A 20,771-nucleotide genomic window follows, 5' to 3' on the forward strand; every position below is an offset into this window, starting at 1 on the left:
AATTAGTGATTCTCATTTAACACCCACTAGAGTGCACCAGCGTAAATAATTAACCCAGCGCCATACTCTTCGATCAAATGCCTGTTGACCAGAGACAATGCTTTCAAACTCATTAATCAACTCTTGTTTATTAATAAATGCTAGATCTGGTGATTCGTAAATCCATGTTATGATAGTATCAGCCATATTTAAAAGCCAAGTATATTCTGGCGTCTCAAAACCAATTTTATCCTTACGATCCAAATGTTCATCTGGTACTATTCCGCGCATCGCTTCTCTGAATACGTGTTTTGTCACCCCATCGTCTGAAATTAGATAACTTTCCGGAAGTGACAACAGAAAATCTGCTAGTGGTAATGTTAGAAATGGCACACGACTTTCTATCGAGAATGCCATTGAGTTGCGATCACCATGACGCAACAATGATGGCAAACCTCTATTCATTAAAGAATTAGCTAATGCTTCTTTTACTCGTTTCCCTTTATTATGTGTGCTAAGTTCATCACGATTATTTATAAAATTCACATTATTTTTAGCTAAGTAGTCAATATTTAGCCATTTGGGTTGAAACTTTCGCCCCATCTTCTCTCTTGCAATAACATATAACCACTGTGGCAACCTAACACTAGCGAGGTATTTCCAAGCTAGAAAGTAATTTCTCCCTGGAAACTTTGACCAACGTTTCACATACCGATGCGCAGTAATTAAACCTTCCGTTTCAAGAATACTCAATAACCGATGACCAGGATAACCGGAGTAACCAGCCAGGAGTTCATCTGCACCTTGGCCATCTAACGTAACCGTGATGCCATTTTGCTTTGCTAATTTAAAGACCCGATACTGAGCATAAATGCTAGTTCCACCAAATGGTTCTCCTTGTTTAATAAGCATATCATCAAAATCTGCTATCATTTCATTTTGGTCTGCAATGACTTTATGTCCTATTGCCTTCATTTTATCATTTATTATATCAACCCATTTTTCTTCTGAAATTCTTTCATCGCTAGCGATATAACTAAAGGTATTAAGCTGAATATTAGGTTCTAAATATCGCACAGCGGATACAACTGAAGATGAGTCGATCCCACCTGATAAAGCAACACCTAATGGAACATCACTTCGGAGGTGTAGCTTAACACTATCTAAGAACAGTGATCTCAGTTGAATAACTGCATCATCAAAACTAATGTTCTCATTCGTATTGATATCAGGATGCCACCATCGTTCTGGTCTAGTAGCAGTTTTGTTTTTTAAGTCAAAAGTAAAATAGTGCGCAGGCAATAAATGCATTACACCGTCTACAAATGAATTTTGATTTGAATCGTAGTCACCATGCACCAAGTAATCGTAAGCACGTTGCAAGTTAGGCTTAGCTTTTTCATCATTTAGTCTAAGCAGTGCTCTGACTTCCGAACTAAAAGTGATTTCATTACCTTTGATAGAATAAAAGAACGGTTTAATACCGAAGGCATCTCTAACAAGCAATAATCTTTTTTCTTTTTTATCATAAAAGACGAATGAGAACATACCGATCAATCTAGGCAGGCATTCAACCCCCCACATACTTAGCGCATTTAATAGCACTTCTGTATCGGAATCGGTCTTAAAAGTAAAGCCAAAAGCTGCTAACTCAACGCGAAGTTCCTTGTAATTATATATCTCACCATTAAATATAAGCATGTATCGACCACACTGCGAGTGAAAAGGCTGTACCGCAGAGTCACTTAGATCAATGATCGACAAACGTGTATGACCTAAGTATAGAAATCCATCATCAACCTGACACTCACAAAATGAACTATGATCTGGACCACGATGTTGTATTAATTCAAGAGCACTATTCAATAATATCTCATCTTTACTACTTTCAAAAAAACCACCAAGAAAACCACACATTATACACGCTCACTAAAATAAAAAGGCTTGGAGATAAAACCAAGCGTAAACCAGAGAACAGACCAAGACACGCCTGTCGCAATATTGGCAAAAAAAAGTATATAGATAAAAATAAACATTGAATAAAGAGCAACCATATTCAATTTATAACTAATAAACCCAGTATATTTACCTCGCCGAGCTTCATAATATAGCTGAAATATAATACTAGTGAAAATCATGAGTACAAGTGTTAAGCCTACCAGCCCTAAATTAGCCATGACATAAGGAAAGAAGCTATGCAGAGTTAGTCCTGAATCACCTGTCGTTATATAAGCAACGTTCATATTTCCTAATATAGGGGCATAACCAAGTTGGTTAACTCCTGTTTCTAAAAGTATTTCAACTCGACTCGATAAAGATGAATTAGTACCCGTCCCAAACCCTAGTAACCGTAAGCTGGTTATATCAAAATTTGTTGCGCTAATAATAGCAACCACGAGCAATATACTTCCCCCCCCCACAAATATTGCCATCAGCCCAAACTGTTTTATTAATTGTTTCCGCCAAGGTAACACTAATTGCTGTCTTAGATAACTCAACAACATAGCTTTTTTGGGTATAATCAATGCCATAACAAAAGTAATCAAATACACACCAATTATAACTGCTGTGGCACTGTTAGATCCAAAAAGTTGAGAACTAACCAGTGCCATTAACGTTGAAACCGTATAAGTAAACATCCAAAAAACAACAGCTATTTTACTAACCATCCGACCTATTCGTGTGAAAATATAGGCCAGATAGAAATAAGAAAAAATAATAAATGAAATCGATAGAAAATCGCCAGCCCTTTGGTAACTACCATCAATATTAAGAAGATAAAATAAGTGTGGATGTAACCGGTGTGAAAAATTATATAGCGTCCATATTTGAAGTATGAAAAAAACTGTCAAAACAAATTGCGCAATCCCACCATTGTAATTATTAACAAGTGAACTCTGATAAGTAATACTGAGAAAAGCACCTAAAAAGTAGAAAAGAAGCATCCCTCCAGTTGTGGCTATAGTTATTTGCTTAAGATACTCCATGTCACCAAGATCAATAGTTACTCTGACAGACGTCCAGACGATTAAAAATGAAAATATAATAAAGTGAATGCGTAAATGAATATTTTTTTTAATCCAAATAGCCAAAATTAAGATAAGTGAAAAAACAACATAACCTATCAGTAGAGGTAATGCAGTACCCATTTCCCCCACATTTACAATGTTGGAGTTTAAGTAAAGAATAAAAAATGAGATCTGAATTCCAAAAAATAAAACCAACAAACCTGAAGTGTTTATTTTCATAAGTTAATGCCAAAGTATTCGCCAATAAATATCACCAGGTTCATCACAATGAAAATAAAAATCATGCCAAACCCACTGATCTACTGACTGCGTTTTGAACGCTGCCTCATCTTTACTTCTGCAGCAACAGTTAAACCTAACTAAAAATCGCCTTACCTTCCACAACTACTAACGCCTGAATAAAATCAAATTATTTTTGTGCCACTGAGTCAAAAACTGGGCATTAATGGAAAGTGGTGAAGCGAGAACTAAGCCTATTTGTATAGCCTAAAGGTCCAATCATAGTTCATCTCCTCTTTTTGACGAAACTTGCATTGTAGTTGGTTGCTCCCTATGCTCTAGACCACCCGATTATACTTTCTTCAGAGCAGATATATATAACTGAGACGCGATAATTTCAGCTTAATTGTTGCAGGTCTTTGCAAAGTATCATACATCACTTTGACATTGACCAATATATGCCTATTGTCATATCTTCAACATTTTAAGTTTCCTAATAACTAGATGCTCAAATTGATAATCAGCATCATTATCGTAGTCACCACGGAAAATAAAAGGTACTTTAAATATACTATTGAAGGAGAAGGCTACTTGCAGTCCTCTGTTAAATTGAAAATTGCAAATATACTGTTCCCGAAAAATTTATATTCATCGTAATCCCCTTATCCTCGACAGACTATTGCATTAGACATTCTTCAGCCGTAATTTTTCCACTATTTATTTGGTAGGATAACCGTCAACCCCATACAGATGTCAGGGCGGGATCACACTATGTTAATGAAATTATGAAATTTCAGCATTAGTTCCTTTAATAATAAGAGCCAAATAGAACAAATATAAAACCACTTCATGCACAACAAAAGCTATAAGAAACAGCTCTACCGAAAGTGATGAACAAAAGTAGAGTACTATGGTAATAGTACATAGATATAAAACCTGCCATAACACCCCCATCTTTATATTTTTTTCCAAGCCAAGCACTGCACTTAATGGGCTAACCGCAAAACGTATGGCAACAGCTATGACTAAGTAACCTGAATATATACCAGCTCGCCCCCATTCCTGTCCGAAAATGAGAGAAAACAATGGCTCTCCCCATATAAACAAAATGGGCACTGCTGGTAGATAGATGCCAAAGAGAAACAAAAACATCTTTATAATATATTTTTTTAAATTTTCTGGTTCCGTATTACTTATCTCGACTATTTTTTGAAAAAGAACCTGCGCAATAGCAGATGAAATAATCGATGTCGGCATATTAAGAATACGAAAAGTCAGGCTAAACATACCAGTTATCGAGTCAGAATAGAACTTAGTCAGCATCAAAATGGGCATTTGCACTGCACCAGTATCACACAAGGCCCCAAAAATACCATATCTGGGATATTTTTTATATTTCCACATCTGTTTTTTTATTAGCATAACCTCAGTCTTTTGGAATATCTTCTTACCAGTTTTATCTTTTTTTAGCAGGAAAAGCAATCCAGAAAAAATCCCTACAAACTGTCCTAAAATAAGCCCCCCTACTAACTGCATAAATCCAAAAGATATTTGTGATATACCCTGAAAAAAACTCTGACCAATACGAGAAACCGCAGTATTACTAAATTTTTTCTGTCTGTTATTCCAATAAGTTAGCGCCTGATACACACCTGTAAAAAATACAGAAATTGGAACAAGATACAACCAAGCCGCAATGTCATCATTACCTAAAAATTTGGCTATTTGAGTATTGAAAATAAAAACAGGAATACTAATTATTAATGAAACTATCGTTGCCACCAATACTGATACTTGCAATAAAATTCGTGCGTCTTCATCGCTTTCAGGAAGCATAATAGCTATTTCATAGCGACCAGTTGCGGCCCCCCCTAATATAGAAATTAATGCTGAATATAACGCAAGCAGACCAAAATCTTCAGGCGAAAACACTCTCGTAAGAACAGGTATAATAGCTATTGGTATTGCTTGAGCAATAACTGTCCCCGTCATCAATGTAATCACATTTCTAATAAATGCATTATTTTTTTTTATTTTCATTTAATTCCGACGTGTACTTATTTAAGAATTAGTAATTGTGAATTCAGATAGTGAGGACGGGTTAAAGTCTGAAGTACAACGCTGGATGCCGCCCTTAATTTATTAAGAACCTTCAGTAGTATAAAATTCGAACAGTTCGAACAACTTTGATGCTCAGAAATCAAGTAGCATACTTATTTTTTAATGCAAAAGAAAGTCAGGCTTGGTCACTACCTGCTCGATTTATGTGTTTATTATTAAATTTAACAAAGAGCGCACCCGCCCTGCATAGCCATCCGGCAGGCATGCAGGGTAACTATGAAATACGATCACGGCCAAAACCGCGATCGCTCTCAAGCCTTGAATATTAGGCAGATAGATTAAACTCATGCGCTTAATGCCAGCACTACTTGCTGTAACTCTTCTTCCGTCATATACGGATGCATCGGTAAGCTGATCACCTCTTGTGCAATTTCATCACCGATTGGCAGGCTAACGCTTGTATCTGCTACCGCAGGCTGCTTGTTTAGTGGAATGGGATAATGCACAGCGGTTGGTATACCGGCTTGCTGTAATTTTTTCTGCACCTGCTCGCGGTCTTTAACGCGGATGGTGTATTGCGCCCACGCAGAGGTATTATGCGATTCGATAAAGGGGGTAGTGTTAATGCCAGCCTCATTGAGTAACTGCTGATAACGTGCGGCTACCTTGTCACGCAATTGTAATTCTTCGGTAAAAATAGCCAACTTTGGCAATAAGATGGCCGCTTGCAGGGTATCGAGACGGCTATTTACACCCACGCGAATATGATGATAACGGCGATCCTGACCATGGCGGGAAATCTGACGCATCACCAAAGCCAATTCATCATCATTGGTAAAAATAGCCCCACCATCACCATAACAACCCAAGGGTTTGCTCGGGAAAAAGCTGGTACAAGCCACTGTGGTTAAGTTACACGATTTCTTGCCTTTATAACTGGCACCAAAACTTTGCGCCGCATCCTCAATCACCGGAATATTGTATTTAGCCGCAATTTCATTGATGGCATCATAATCGGCGCACTGGCCATAGAGGCTAACGGGGATAATTGCCTTGGTATTTGGCGTGATCGCAGCTTCTAATTTGGCTGGGTCGAGGTTATAGGTTTTCGGGCACACATCGACATAAACAGGTTTTGCCCCCAATAAAGCGACGGTTTCCGCTGTGGCGATATAAGTAAAGCCAGGGGTAATCACTTCATCACCCGGGCCAATGCCAAACGCCATTTGGGCAATTTGCAACGCATCCGTGCCATTGGCCACGCTGATACAGTGTTTTGCCCCGGTAAACTCTGCTAATTCTTGCTCTAATTGCGAAACTTCAGGCCCCAAAATATAGATGCCGTGTTGTAATACGGTTTGGATCGCCGCATCGATTTTATCTTTTATGCGCGCTTGCTGAGCGACCAAGTCGATAAATTGCATATCAATTCCTTTCTGCTTAAAAAGGTTAGATTTTCTGTAATTGTTTACCCGCAAGTTGGTAAATTGCGCCGGTATGCGGGCAAATGACTTGTGCTTGCCCCTCAATAGGCAAATCCAACTGCTCGCCAAACTCACTCATCCAGCCAATTTGCTTGGCAGGCACACCGACCATCAAGGCATAAGCAGGTACGTCTTTATTAATCACCGCACCTGCACCAATAAAGGCATATTCCCCAATGGTCACACCACACACTATGGTGCAGTTTGCGCCCAACGTTGCCCCCTTGCCCACTTGGGTATCACGATACTGATCTTTACGCTCAATCAGTGAACGCGGGTTATACACATTGGTAAAAACCATGCTGGGGCCACAAAATACCCCTTCAGCTAAATGTACATTGTCATACACCGATACGTTATTTTGGATCTTGCAACGATCACCAATGGTAACTTTATTGCCGACAAAAACATTTTGGCCGAGTGATACACCAGCACCAATTTGAGCGCCAGCACAGACATGGGCAAAATGCCACACCCGGCTGCCCTCACCGATTCGCGCGCCATTATCAACAATGGCCGTATCATGTTTAAAGTAATTCATTATCGCCACTCCAACAGACGAATATATAGACTCGCGCTAATATCTTATATCTACATGAGCCATATTATATTATTGAAAGCAGTGTTATTTATAGGCGGATATCTGATTCACCCAATGGCAGTACATATTTAACGTCATACAAAACATGGTCTGGTTTACCCAATGCCCGGATCGCTGCAGCCCCCATCTCTTTGATCTCTCTGTGATCTACTGCAAGAATAATGGCATCATATTTAGCAGGCTCAAGCTGATCAATTAGATCAATGTCATATTCCTCTTGAACTTCATGTTTAGCCGCCCAACTGTCATAAATATCGACTGACATATTGAACTCTTTGAGCTCCTTGATGATATCAATGATTTTGGTGTTACGCACATCCGGGCAGTCCCCTTTAAAGGTGAATCCCATAACCAAGACTTTTGCCTCATCAATATGAATTTTATTGCGAGCCATTTTCTTTACAAGCTGGGTGGCAACGTATTCCCCCATCCCATCATTGATACGACGCCCAGCTAAAATCACCTCTGGGCGGTAACCTACTTCTTGCGCCTTGTGAGTCAGGTAATAAGGGTCAACACTGATACAATGACCGCCAACCAAACCTGGCTTAAAGGGCAGGAAGTTCCATTTTGTGCCTGCAGCCTTTAAAACTTCTTCAGTATCAATGCCAAGTCGGTTAAAAATTTTTGCAAATTCATTGATAATAGCAATATTGAGGTCACGCTGAGTATTTTCAATTACCTTGGCAGCTTCGGCTACTCGAATAGATGAGGCTTTATGGGTGCCAGCTGTAACAATTTTACTGTATACCAAGTCCACAAAATCAGCGACTTCAACTGTTGAACCTGATGTAATTTTAACAATAGTGGTTAAACGGTTTACTTTATCACCTGGATTGATACGTTCTGGACTATATCCAGCATAGAAATCTTTATTAAATTTCAACCCTGATAATTTTTCTATAATTGGCAAACAAATTTCTTCTGTTGCGCCAGGATAGACTGTTGACTCAAATACAACTATATCATTTTTTTTAATTATTCTAGCAAGTGCAGCTGATGCTTTCTCCAAAGGAGTGAGATCGGGTGTCTTATCTTCCGTAATGGGCGTAGGTACGGTGACAATATAAAAATTGCATTGTTTGATATCTTCTAGTCTGTCGGTATAGCTAAGCTGATTGGCTTCCATCAACTCTTCACGTGAACACTCCAAAGTCAAATCTTGACCAGAACGCAACTCATTTACTCGCTCTGTTTTTATATCAAACCCTAATGTTGGGAACTTTTTCCCAAATTCGACAGCCAGTGGTAGCCCAACATATCCTAGGCCAATGACACCAATATTCAAATTATCTATATTCATGATAAAACTCTATTATTAGACGTTTAAAGGTAAACCGATTTCTTTACTATCCCTTGCTGAACGGTATATAGATATTAGTAATTCAAGTGATTTCAAACCTTCGCGTCCATCTGTCTCTGGTTCAGCTTTACCGCGTAATACATCGGCTACATTTTTAAAATAGGGGGGATGACCGAAACCATACACAGATGTAGTTTGATAATTTGCTTGTGCTATATCTTTATCATAATCTTTAGATTCAGAAAAATTCCACTCTTGGATTTCATTTACAGCTACGCCCCCAATACGTACTGTACCATTCTCCCCAAGAATGGTGATTGAACCTTCTAAATTCTGAGGATAAGTACACATAGTTACAGCCATAGATCCTAAAGTACCATTACGCCACTTCAGATTAACCACTCCTGTATCTTCCACTTCAATATTACGGTGAGTAGAAAGCATTGATTGAACTTTTTCAACAGGGCCTATCAACCAGTGTAGGAGATCTACATAGTGGGTGGCCTGATTCATAAATGCCCCTCCATCCATATCCCACGTTCCAGACCATGCTGCACGATCATAATACTCTTGTGGCCGAGTCCAAAATACATTCATATGAACCATATGAATTTTACCGAAACGTTTCTCTGTTACCGCACGTTTAAGTAACTGCAGCGTAGAATTACGACGATTTTGTTTAACCACAAATAAACGAACACCACTCTCATCACATGCTCGAACCATGGACAAACCATCTTCCCACTTGGTGGCCATAGGCTTTTCGGTGATTACATGTATACCAGCCTTTGCAGCCTTGACTGTTTGGCTAGCATGAATGCCACTAGGTGTACAAAGCGTAACCAAATCAATTTTTTCATTTGTAAGTAATTCATCAAAAGATAGATATGCAGGCACCTTGTATCTCTGACGATGCTCATCTAATACGGCTGGATTATTGTCACAAATTGCGCTCAATTCATATTCGTCAGAAAGTTGTTCTATAGAACCGAAGTGATTTTTTGATATACGACCACAACCGATTACTGCTATTTTTATTTTTTTGTCTACGTTCATATTAATACCTATATATAATAATTAAATTTTAAATTATGTAAAATATATCAAAATGGCTGTTAAATAACATGAACACCTGATTACAGGTAAAGCGCTTATCATAGATAGTGTCATTAATAAGGTTCAACATCTGATGTTGGCTCACTGATATTTTCAGTCCCGTGCATTTACAACCCACTGCTGGTTATCCAGATACCACTGCACGGTTTTGCGAATGCCAGATTCGAAAGTCTCTTGTGGTTGCCAATTAAGTTCGGTGCTCATCTTGCTGGCATCGATCGCATAGCGGCGATCGTGACCGGGGCGATCCGCCACATACGTAATTTGATCGCGGTAGCTTCTCCCCTCACACCGGCCCTCTCCCCTTTCAGTATTAAGAGTGGGCGAGGGAGACAGAGGCACCAGCTCATCGAGCAGATCACAGATGGTATGAACCACCTCCAGATTCTGCTTCTCATTGTGGCCGCCGATGTTGTAGGTCTCCCCTACCACACCTGTGGTGACCACGGTATAAAGCGCGCGGGCGTGATCTTCTACATACAGCCAGTCACGGATCTGGTCGCCCTTGCCATAGACAGGTAGCGGCTTGCCATCCAAGGCATTGAGGATGACCAGCGGGATCAGCTTCTCGGGGAAATGGTAAGGACCGTAGTTGTTGGAACAGTTGGTGACGATGGTTGGCAGGCCGTAAGTACGGCGCCAGGCGCGCACCAGGTGGTCACTGGAGGCCTTGGAGGCAGAATAGGGGCTGCTGGGGGCGTAAGGGGTGGTTTCGGTAAAAAGCGGCAGTGGCTTATTCCACAAAGGATGGCCGGCACTCACCTCATCCGGATGGGGCAGATCGCCATACACCTCGTCGGTTGAGATATGGTGAAAACGAAACGCCGCTTTGTGTACCTCATCCAAACCACTCCAGTAAGCGCGAGCCGCTTCCAACAACATATAGGTGCCGACGATATTGGTCTCGATAAAGTCAGCAGGACCTGTGATGGAGCGGTCAACATGGCTCTCCGCGGCCAAGTGCATCACCGCATCCGGCTGGTGCAGGGCAAATACCCGATCCAGCTCTACACGGTTACAAATATCGACCTGTTCAAAAACATAGCGTTCACTTGTCGATACATCAGCTAGGGATTCCAGATTACCGGCATAGGTGAGCTTATCGAGATTGATCACCGCGTCTTGGGTATCGCGGATAATATGGCGCACCACGGCAGAGCCGATAAAACCAGCACCGCCAGTCACAAGAATTTTCATAGCAGTCATATCTCTACATGCAACAGGTTTAAATGAAATAGCGTTAGATGGGTGATGCAACAATAAGCATTAAATAAAGACGGGTAATATGGATTAAAAAAAATCAGAAATAGGTGTTTATTTAACCGCCTTCACCTTGCTTATTAAAAAAAGCCATGGCTACCGCCCCTGAGTTACAGCTCCCAGTGCGCTCCGATTAACCTGATTGTTTATGCTGTTGGTCATGGTGTCCTCCAGCATTATTGGTTTTTCCAAGGGGGATTATCCCCTGCATATTTGTCGATGCCGTCACACAATGACGATATCTATGCGGCTTCCAGCACAGCCCTATTGGGGCGCGGAATTTTATCTCTTTTATAGACAGAATGAACAGCTAAAAATGAAATAGCAGGATGATTTTAAATGGAACTCGTTTGAAAACAATGCGATAGCAACCTACAGCTAATAACCAACTTGATATTGCGCGTTTCATCCAAACGTTACGTTGCCCAGCCCGTTATTTGGTAGTGAAATATTCAGCAATATGGCGACACGTTACTGCTATTCCAGCGTTTTTACCTGTTTCGAACATATCATTCATGGGTAAAGAAACAGGCAGCCTTATCGGCTGCCTGCTGAGATAACACGCTATCGTATGTTCAAGCGGATATTTTCTGTGCCACTTTACCCACCGTAGGTCTTATTTCATTGGTCATCTTTTGTCTCATTGCCGCCAGCCTGCTGCTCTGCCGCTAGCTGCGACGGTGTGAAGTAACGCATCACCAACACAAAGAAGAGCGGGACGAAGAAAATAGCGAGCACGGTGGCGCTGATCATTCCCCCCATTACGCCGGTACCGATGGCATTACGGCTGCTTGCCCCCGCGCCGGAGCTGATGACCAGCGGCAGCACCCCGAGGATAAAGGCGAGCGAGGTCATCAGGATCGGCCGCAGACGCTGGCGAGCGGCTTCCACTACCGCCTCAGCTAGCCCCATCCCCTTGTCATAGAGCTCCTTGGCAAATTCGACGATCAGGATCGCATTCTTGGCCGATAAACCGATGGTGGTGAGCAGCCCGACTTGGAAGTAGACGTCGTTCTCCAAGCCCCGTAAGGTGGCGGCTAAAATGGCCCCCAGCACCCCGAGTGGCACCACCAGCATCACCGAGAACGGAATACTCCAGCTCTCGTAGAGGGCGGCCAAACAGAGGAACACCACCAGCAAGGAGATGGCATAGAGCGCGGGTGCCTGTGAACCGGCCTGACGCTCTTGGAAAGAGAGCCCGGTCCACTCGATACCGACCCCTTGTGGCAGCTTCTCCACCATCTGCTCGATGGCAGCCATGGCATCACCGGTACTCTTGCCAGGCGCTGCTTCGCCGACGATCTCCATCGCTGGCACACCGTTGTAACGCTCAAGGCGCGGCGAGCCAAAACTCCACTCGCTGCTGGCAAAGGCAGAGAAAGGCACCATTTGGCCAGCGCTATTGCGCACATACCAAAGCTTGAGATCTTCTGGGTTCATCCGAAAAGGCGCATCCGCCTGCATATAGACCTTCTTGATCCGGCCACGGTCGACGAAATCATTGACGTAGGAGGAGCCCCAAGCGGTCGCCAAGGTGTTGTTGATGTCCGCAATGGAGAGCCCCTGCGCTAACGCCTTCTCGTAATCGATCTTAATATCGAGCTGGGGTGCATCTTCCATCCCATTTGGCCGCACCCGCACGAGGTTGGGATCCTGCGCCGCCATGCCAAGCAGCTGGTTACGCGCCGCCATCAGCTGGTCGTGGCCAATGCCGCCGCGATCTTGCAAGAAGAAGTCAAAACCGGTCGCGGTCCCGAGCTCAGGGATGGGAGGCAAGTTGAAGGCGAACACCTGCGCCTCTTTGATGCTAAACAGATAGCCCATGGCACGGCCGATGATGGCATTAGCGCTGCGATCTGGGCTATTGCGTTCACTCCAATCCTTGAGCTTGATAAAGGCCATACCGCTGTTTTGGCCGCTACCGGCGAAGCTAAAGCCCGCCACGGTCAGCACTGATTCGATGTTCTCTTGCTCATTTTTCAGGAAGTAGTCACGCATGTCCGCCAGCACCACTTCGGTGCGCTGCTTGGTCGCCCCCACCGGCAGTTGCACCATGGACATGATGACCCCCTGATCCTCTTCCGGCAGGAAGGAGGTGGGCATCCGCATAAAGAGCACAGCCAACACCGCCAGCATGGCGCCGTAGATCAGGCTGTAACGCACGCCCTGTTTGATCATTTTGCGCACGCCGCTCTGATAGCGCTGGGTGCCTGCATCAAACACCCGATTGAACCAGCCAAAAAAGCCGCGCTGGGTACCGGACTCGCCATGCTTGATAGGTTTGAGCAAGGTGGCACAGAGCGCCGGCGTCAAGATCAGGGCCACCAGCACCGACAACACCATGGCCGAGACGATAGTGAGGGAGAATTGGCGATAGATGGCACCGGTCGAACCACCAAAAAACGCCATTGGCACAAACACGGCGGAGAGCACCAAGGCGATCCCCACCAGCGCGCCAGTGATCTGGGTCATCGACTTGCGGGTCGCTTCCAGCGGCGAAAGCCCCTCTTCGCTCATCAGTCGTTCGACGTTTTCCACCACCACGATGGCGTCATCCACCAACAGGCCGATGGCCAGCACCATACCAAACATGGTGAGGGTATTGATGGAGAAACCAAATGCCGCCATCACCCCAAACGTACCGAGTAACACCACCGGCACTGCAATGGTCGGGATCAGCGTCGCACGGAAGTTCTGCAAGAACAGATACATCACGCAGAACACTAAAATGATCGCCTCGATCAGGGTCTGCACCACCTCCTCGATGGAGATTTTCACAAACGGTGTGGTGTCGTAGGGGTAGACCACCGCCATATTGGCGGGGAAGTAATCCGACAGCTCTGCAAGCTTGGTGCGCACTTTTTCAGCGGTATCGAGCGCGTTAGCCCCAGTGGCAAGCTTGATCGCCACTGCCGCAGTGGACTGGCCGTTATAGAGTGCTTCTGCATCATAACTTTCGCCGGCGAGCTCAACCCGCGCGACATCGGCTAGGCGAACTTTGGAGCCATCTTGATTGACCCGCAGCAAGATGTTGTTGAACTGCTCCACGCTAGAAAGCCGAGTCTGGCCCATCATGGTGGCAGTAAATTGCTGATCGGCGACCGAAGGGGTGCCACCGAGCCGACCGAACGCGACCTGAGCATTTTGGGCACGAATAGCTGCTTGCACATCGCCGGGCGTCATCTGGACACGATTGAGCTTGTTGGGATCGAGCCACACCCGCATCGAATACTGGCTACCAAACAGGGTGATCTCCCCTACCCCGTCCAAGCGACTCAGTGGCTCCCGAATGTTGGAGACCACATAATCCGCCAGATCGTCGTTGTTCATGCTGCCATCGCCAGAGATGAACGCGACCACCATCAAGAAACTGCTGGAGGTTTTTTGAACCCGAACCCCTTGCTGCTGCACCTCTTGCGGCAGCAGTGACATTGCCTGCTGCAACTTGTTCTGGACTTGAACCTGAGCAATATCAGGATCGGTGCCTGGCTGGAAGGTGAGGGTCACCGATACCCGCCCTGCTGAGTCAGACTGGGAAGACATGTACAGTAGGCGATCTAGGCCGGTCATGTTCTGTTCAATGACCTGGGTCACCGAGTCTTCGACGGTCTTGGCCGACGCGCCCGGATAACTGGCGGTGATCCCCACTGCGGGGGGCGCAATACTGGGATACTGGGCAACCGGCAAGCCGATAATGGCCAGCGCCCCCACCATCATGATCACTAAGGCAATCACCCAAGCAAAAATGGGTCTATCTATAAAAAATCGAGCCATGAGGCGACTACTCCATCCTACTTGTTAGCCGAGGCTTGGGCGGCAGGGGCGGCCGTCGCCTCTGACGGATTGACCTGCGCGCCGGGTTTCACTTTTTGCAAGCCCGCGACAATCACCTTTTCGCCAGAGGTCAACCCTGACTCCACCAGCCAGCTGCTGCCAACCACGCGGCTCAGTTGCACATTACGCAGCGTTACCTTGTTGTCCGCAGTGACAACCAGCACGGTGGCGCCGCCATTGGGCGTTCGGGTCACCGCGGTTTGCGGCACCAGCAGCCCTTGTGCCCGCTCCCCCTCTTGCAAGGTGGCACGCATAAACATGCCCGGCAGCAGCAATTGCTGAGCATTGGGCACGATCACCCGCAGCGTCACCATGCCGGTCGTCTCATCCACTGTTACATCCGAGAACTGCAGTGAGCCAACGTCTTGATAAGCAGAGCCATCTTCCAGTTGGAAGGTTACCTTGGCTCCCTTTTTCTCATCCTGGGTCAACTTGCCCTCGGCAACGAGTCGCTTGAGGCGCAGTAAATCAGCCGTGGACTGACGTACATCCACATACATGGGGTCGAGCTGCTGGATGCTGGTTAGGCTTTCCACTTGCTGAGCGGTCACCAGCGCCCCCTCGGTCACCGCAGACTTACCGATACGGCCGCTGATGGGGGCAGTGATGCGGGTATAGCCCAAATTGATTTCGGCGCTGCGCAGGGCCGCTTGGCTGGCCATGATCTCCGCCTGTGCCTGCTTCCAGCTGGCATCGGCATCATCATAATCTTGGCGACTGATGGATTTAGCCTGCAGCAAATCTTGATAACGTTTGGCTTTGAGGCGCGCACTCTGCTCGTTGGCTTCGGCCTTAGCCACATTGGCCTTGGCGCTGGCGACCGCCGCCTGATAGACAGCCGGATCAATCTGATAGAGCAGATCGCCCGCTTTCACATCACTGCCCTCGGCAAAGAGTCGCTTCAAGATAATGCCGCTGACTTGGGGGCGTACCTCAGCCACCCGCAGTGGCGCACTGCGGCCAGTTAACTCGGTGGTTAACTGCAATGGGCGACTCTCTAGCGTGACCACATCGACCGCGGCGGGGGGCATTGCCCCCTGATTGGCGACCGCGCCACCCTTATCACCACAACCTGCCAGCAAGCCGGTTGCCAACAAGGCCAGCCCCACTGAACGAGCAACAATATGTTTATGCATGAAACCCCTAAGCCTCTGCCAGTCAATGAACAATCAGGGCTACGCTAGCCCTGTTGGTAAAATCGGAAAGATGAGGCAATATACATACATTCACTAATGTATGTAAGTGACTTTTTACATAAATCAAGGCGTAAAACCCGATGGCCAGACGCACCAAAGAAGAGGCACAACAAACCCGCTGCCATATCATGAGCACGGCGCTGGACTTGTTTTGTTCACACGGGCTAAACCGAACGAGCCTGACCGATATCGCCAATGCAGCCAAGCTGACTCGCGGTGCAATTTACTGGCATTTCAAAAACAAAGAGGAGTTGTTCTTTTCGCTTTGGCAAGAGCTGTGTCAGCCCCTCTCTCGCCAACTCAACGCCTGTATTGCTGAACAAGAGCCAGATCCATTGGGTAACTTACGGGGGTTTCTCAAAGAGTTGCTGACCAAGATTACTCACGATCAGGCGCACCAACAGATGTTCACCATTCTCTTTAACCTCGAATCACTGGAGCGCGAATCGACCTCGCTACGTGAGCATATCTGCAATCATTCCGGCCATTTCTTTCGCGACTTGGAAACCTCTCTTGCCAACGCCGTGCGACAACGCCAGTTACCAGACACCCTGGATCTGCAACGAGCGGCAACCCTGCTGCACTGCACACTCGATGGCTACATCCTTAACTGGCTGCACTTCCCTGAGCGCATTGATCTGATTAAGGAAGCGGACTATCTGCTCGACAGCATCTTTGCCATGTTGCAACTGGCGAATGGACCTGCCACGAAGCTGCAATAAACACCCAACGGGTTTGCTTACCCTCTTGGTAACGTCACGATCGGTTTATTAACGTCTCTGTCCCCTGTCTGAGGTTGTGCTTGTGCCCTATATTGCTCCCCCCACTGCGCTGCGCCCCACCGCTCAACTGGTCGCGGCCCGCGCCTGCTTTCTGGCTGCCTTGCCTGATGGCGCCCACCTGCTCCATGCGCACGGCAGTGTAGACGACACCTTGGACTATTTGCGCCAACAAGGTCATGTCGTCACCGCCTGTGAACCCAATTTAGCGCTGGCTAAAATAGCCTCTGGGCGCTACTCGCAGCCGGTGCGGATCTGCCATGTCACCGACTTTCACTCGGTATTACCTTACGATGGCATTTGGCTCGCAGAGGTGCAGCCTCATCCGCGCGATGCCGCACTGGCTCAGCTGCTGCAGCACCTTGGCGGTCTGCTCAAAAAAGCCGCTTGGCTCTATTGCGCGGTGCAGGTTCAACCTGAGCGCGTCCCCTCCGCAGGGCCTCAATCCGCGTCAGCCATTATCCCTGCCCAGCGCTCATTCACCGATTTTCTGCTGCAGCATACCCCCTTCCAACTGGCCCACTCTTGGCTGGCACCGTCCCATCAACAGGGTGAGCCACAGATATTGCATTGCGTGCTGCAACGGGTCGCGATGACTTAGGGAAGACTCGCTGCTGGTGGCGGTAGCCGCTTAATAGAGCGCTCTTAAGCCGTGGGGATGGGTTAAGCGTGCGGGCAACCTCACCTATGGGGGAGACCACACTCTCCCTTCACTGCAGCCACGATTGTTTATTGTCACTCAATTGACTGTATAGTTTTTGGTTAGCCATTCCGGTAAAATCCGCGCCCTTAAAGAAGAGCTACCTAAGAGTGATTGAGCGATGTCCAACACAAAACAGGCCCCCAAAGTAGGATTCGTCTCCTTGGGTTGCCCGAAAAACCTAGTTGATTCCGAACGTATTCTGACCCAGCTGCGTACCGAGGGGTACGATGTGGTGCCCAGCTATGACGATGCGGAACTGGTCGTCGTCAACACCTGCGGCTTTATCGACAGCGCAGTGCAAGAGTCGCTCGAAGCGATCGGCGAAGCACTGGCCGAGAACGGCAAGGTGATCGTCACCGGTTGCCTCGGCGCCAAAGAGAACCAGATACGCGAGATCCACCCCAAGGTGCTCGAGATCACTGGCCCCCACGCCTATGAAGAGGTACTAAGCCACGTCCATAAATACGTGGAGAAGCCAACCCACAACCCCTTCACCAGTCTGGTACCGGCCCACGGCGTCAAGCTGACCCCTCGCCACTACGCCTATCTGAAGATTTCCGAAGGCTGCAACCACCGCTGCACCTTCTGCATCATCCCCTCCATGCGCGGGGATCTGGTGAGCCGCCCCATCGGCGACGTGCTGGCGGAAGCCAAGCGCCTAAAAGAAGCCGGCGTAAAGGAGCTACTGGTGATCTCGCAAGACACCTCCGCGTACGGCGTCGATGTGAAACACCGCACCGGTTTCTACGACGGGATGCCGGTCAAAACCAGCATGGTCGCCCTGTGCGAAGAGCTGGCCAAGCTCGATATCTGGGTGCGCCTGCACTACGTCTACCCCTACCCGCACGTGGATGACGTCATCCCGCTGATGCGCGATGGCAAGATCCTGCCGTACCTCGACATCCCGCTGCAACATGCTAGCCCGCGCATTCTCAAGCTGATGAAACGCCCCGGCTCGGTCGAACGGACCCTAGAGCGGATCCAGCAGTGGCGCGAGATCTGCCCACAAATCACCCTGCGCTCCACCTTTATCGTCGGCTTCCCAGGCGAGACCGAGGAAGAGTTCCAGATGCTGCTGGACTTTATCGACAAGGCGGAGCTGGATCGGGTCGGCTGCTTCAAATACAGCCCCGTTGATGGGGCGAAAGCCAACGAGCTGCCGGATCCGGTGCCGGATGCCGTGCAGGAAGCGCGCTTCCAGCGCTTTATGGAGCTGCAACAGCAGGTCTCCATCCGCAAGCTGGCCCGCAAAGTGGGGCAGGAGATGACCGTACTCATCGACGAAGTGGATGAAGAGGGTGCCACTGGCCGCTCGTTCGCCGATGCGCCAGAGATCGACGGTCTGGTCTACCTCAACGGCGAAACCAGCCTCAAGCCGGGGGACATGGTCAAGGTGCGGATCGACGAAGCCGATGAATATGACCTGTGGGCTAGCCTGATCGGCTAAGCCAACGTGACTCATCCTGATTGAACACGAGTCAATGACCAAAGCGCCTGCCGGCGCTTTTTTATTGGCCAACTGCCATTAGCAAAAACGGATCGGCAACAAAAGTAGACCTAGCTCATATCATGCAGCACCTTGCCATGAGCTGACATACAGGCCGTGTATCACCAGTTCCTGCCAGCCTAGCGCCATGGCAAGCCACACGCCACACCCCTTACCTTAAGAAAAATCAGGGCCGCCATGGAACTTCTCAACCTTATCTCTATCTCTGCGATTTATTGAACTAGCGCAAAAAATCAGCCATGACCGATGCTCACTCGACTTTTTTGGCTAGTTAAATCAGTTTCGATTGAAGTAGTATGGTAGCCCCATGCCTATTCATCGGTGGTGAGCTGCGGCTAACACTGGTTAACAGGGCATATTGGGAACACTAATCCACGGGTGGTAGCGTGAGATTTGGTGGCATTATGTCTTGTTCAACAAGGTGGATGTCCCAGATTTTGTTGTTACGACAGGGAGATGCTGGCGCCAATCCGAAGCGTGATTTATTGCTAGACCGCAATATATATTGCACATTAAGGAGATATGACATGCAATTTACCTATGCTGGTGCTGGATCTGGAATCGATCTTGAAAGTGTAATTTCTGCCAGTCTTACCGCTAAAAAAGCCCAGTTTTCCCGACCCATTATTACCAAGCAAAATACGACTCAGATAGCGCTTTCAGGTATTGGTCAGCTAAAATCATCAATCACGGCTTTTNNCGTTAATAAACTAGCTGAGACCAGCCGCTTTGAAGGCATTTTTAATAATTCAACCACCCCCCTTGTTACCCAAGATGGTCAACTGACATTCAATGCCGGTGGCAAGGCGTTTGCTGTTGGCGTCAAAGCTGGCGATACCCTACAAACTATTCGTAGTCGGATTAACGAAAACGGTAATAATTTCGGACTCACTGCCAATATCATTGCTGCAGAAGGTAAAGCAAAACTGGTTATTGATTCTGGAGTGTCTGGGGATGGTAATAACTTAACCATTACTGGAAATAATGCCGAATTGGATTCGCTGTCGAGCATAATTAAAAAACTCGTGATGCTAAAAGTGCTCAAATAGTGGTTGATGGTAACACCATCAATAGCAATACCAATTTATTTGATGATTCTATTCAAGGCTTAAAACTGACTGTATTACGTGTTTCGGATAAAGATAGCTCAGGAAATATAAAGTCTAACAAGGTAGAAATTAAAACTGATAAAACCGCTGTCAAGGATATGGTTAAGCAGTTTATCGATGGCTACAATGCGCTCCAAGACAAAATGGATGAGTTAGGAAAACGCAGTACCATCATTGCGGGTGTGAAACAAAATGATGGTGGACTATTAGCTGGCGACTCAACAACTCGGCTAATTGGTGACTTCGTAGCTAATAAATTGAGCAGTCCGAGTAAGTCAAGCTCGACCTATTCAACCGCATTTGAAATTGGAGTCAAGATGGACAATAAAGGTAAACTGTCTCTTGATAAAGAGAAATTCGATGACGCGCTTGATAAAAACTTTGACCAAGTTTCTGCGTTATTCGGGGGAGAGGATGGCATTGCCAATATCCTTAACCAAGGGTTGAAAGAGTATACTAAATCTGGTGGTCTATTGGCTCAAAGAACAGATAAGCTGAATGCAGATTTACGTGTTTTAAATCAAAAACAAATAACCGCAAATGAACAGCTGGTAAAATACGAAGCATCATTGCTGTCTCTTATACACATCT

At 46.5% G+C, this 20,771-nt stretch carries 15 protein-coding genes; 5 read left to right on the forward strand and 10 right to left on the reverse strand.

All coding sequences use genetic code 11. The annotated features are described in order from the left end of the window. Nucleotides 1-12: 12 nt before the first annotated feature. From asnB to CUC53_RS03510, 10 genes are all read right to left on the reverse strand, one after another. Nucleotides 13-1,896, reverse strand: coding sequence for an asparagine synthase (glutamine-hydrolyzing) (gene asnB / locus CUC53_RS03465; RefSeq protein ID WP_100292862.1), 1,884 nt, complete (start codon nt 1,894-1,896; stop codon nt 13-15). Beyond that, a complete protein-coding gene (locus tag CUC53_RS03470) occupies nt 1,896-3,227 on the reverse strand; it encodes a hypothetical protein (protein WP_201796709.1) in 1,332 nt (443 codons plus the stop codon). The genes asnB and CUC53_RS03470 overlap by 1 nt, the downstream gene beginning before the upstream one ends. A 783-nt stretch (nt 3,228-4,010) precedes the next feature. Continuing rightward, entirely contained in the window at nt 4,011-5,267 is a 1,257-nt protein-coding gene (locus CUC53_RS03475) for a lipopolysaccharide biosynthesis protein (protein ID WP_100292863.1), read from the reverse strand. A 365-nt stretch (nt 5,268-5,632) separates the two neighbouring features. After that, complete coding sequence (locus tag CUC53_RS03480) at nt 5,633-6,817, reverse strand: DegT/DnrJ/EryC1/StrS family aminotransferase (RefSeq protein ID WP_272896749.1); 1,185 nt, start codon at nt 6,815-6,817, stop codon at nt 5,633-5,635. Then, complete coding sequence (gene wbpD / locus CUC53_RS03485; RefSeq protein WP_100292865.1) at nt 6,738-7,313, reverse strand: UDP-2-acetamido-3-amino-2,3-dideoxy-D-glucuronate N-acetyltransferase; 576 nt, start codon at nt 7,311-7,313, stop codon at nt 6,738-6,740. The genes CUC53_RS03480 and wbpD overlap by 80 nt, the downstream gene beginning before the upstream one ends. A gap of 88 nt (nt 7,314-7,401) precedes the next feature. After that, the gene (gene tviB / locus CUC53_RS03490; protein ID WP_100292866.1) at nt 7,402-8,676 is read right to left on the reverse strand and encodes a Vi polysaccharide biosynthesis UDP-N-acetylglucosamine C-6 dehydrogenase TviB; all 1,275 of its coding nucleotides are present in this window, start codon (nt 8,674-8,676) and stop codon (nt 7,402-7,404) included. Between the two features lie 15 nt (nt 8,677-8,691). After that, nucleotides 8,692-9,732 (reverse strand): Gfo/Idh/MocA family protein, encoded by a 1,041-nt coding sequence (locus CUC53_RS03495; RefSeq protein WP_100292867.1) that lies wholly within the window; start codon nt 9,730-9,732, stop codon nt 8,692-8,694. Between the two features lie 153 nt (nt 9,733-9,885). After that, nucleotides 9,886-10,989: a dTDP-glucose 4,6-dehydratase gene (gene rfbB / locus CUC53_RS03500; RefSeq protein WP_100292868.1), complete on the reverse strand. Its 1,104-nt coding sequence runs from the start codon at nt 10,987-10,989 to the stop codon at nt 9,886-9,888. Between the two features lie 684 nt (nt 10,990-11,673). Continuing rightward, complete coding sequence (locus CUC53_RS03505; protein WP_100292869.1) at nt 11,674-14,826, reverse strand: efflux RND transporter permease subunit; 3,153 nt, start codon at nt 14,824-14,826, stop codon at nt 11,674-11,676. 17 nt (nt 14,827-14,843) lie between these two features. Then, nucleotides 14,844-16,022, reverse strand: a complete 1,179-nt coding sequence (locus CUC53_RS03510) for an efflux RND transporter periplasmic adaptor subunit (RefSeq protein ID WP_100292870.1) — start codon at nt 16,020-16,022, stop codon at nt 14,844-14,846. Nucleotides 16,023-16,162: 140 nt separating this feature from the next. On the opposite strand from CUC53_RS03510, the gene CUC53_RS03515 reads away from it, so the two are divergent. The 5 genes from CUC53_RS03515 to fliD form a co-directional block, all read left to right on the forward strand. Beyond that, a complete protein-coding gene (locus CUC53_RS03515; RefSeq protein WP_100292871.1) occupies nt 16,163-16,804 on the forward strand; it encodes a TetR family transcriptional regulator in 642 nt (213 codons plus the stop codon). A gap of 82 nt (nt 16,805-16,886) precedes the next feature. Beyond that, on the forward strand, nt 16,887-17,462 hold the full coding sequence (locus CUC53_RS03520) for an SAM-dependent methyltransferase (RefSeq protein ID WP_100292872.1): 576 nt from the start codon (nt 16,887-16,889) through the stop codon (nt 17,460-17,462). Nucleotides 17,463-17,682: 220 nt separating this feature from the next. Beyond that, entirely contained in the window at nt 17,683-19,011 is a 1,329-nt protein-coding gene (gene rimO, locus CUC53_RS03525) for a 30S ribosomal protein S12 methylthiotransferase RimO (protein ID WP_100292873.1), read from the forward strand. 842 nt (nt 19,012-19,853) lie between these two features. Next, the gene (locus CUC53_RS19145; RefSeq protein ID WP_236757857.1) at nt 19,854-20,120 is read left to right on the forward strand and encodes a flagellin hook IN motif-containing protein; all 267 of its coding nucleotides are present in this window, start codon (nt 19,854-19,856) and stop codon (nt 20,118-20,120) included. Next, a partial coding sequence (fliD, locus tag CUC53_RS19150) for a flagellar filament capping protein FliD (protein WP_236757856.1) occupies nt 20,120-20,771 on the forward strand: 652 nt, incomplete at its 3' end. The genes CUC53_RS19145 and fliD, both read left to right, overlap by 1 nt.

The organism is Aeromonas cavernicola (assembly GCF_002795305.1).
Lineage (GTDB): Bacteria > Pseudomonadota > Gammaproteobacteria > Enterobacterales > Aeromonadaceae > Aeromonas > Aeromonas cavernicola.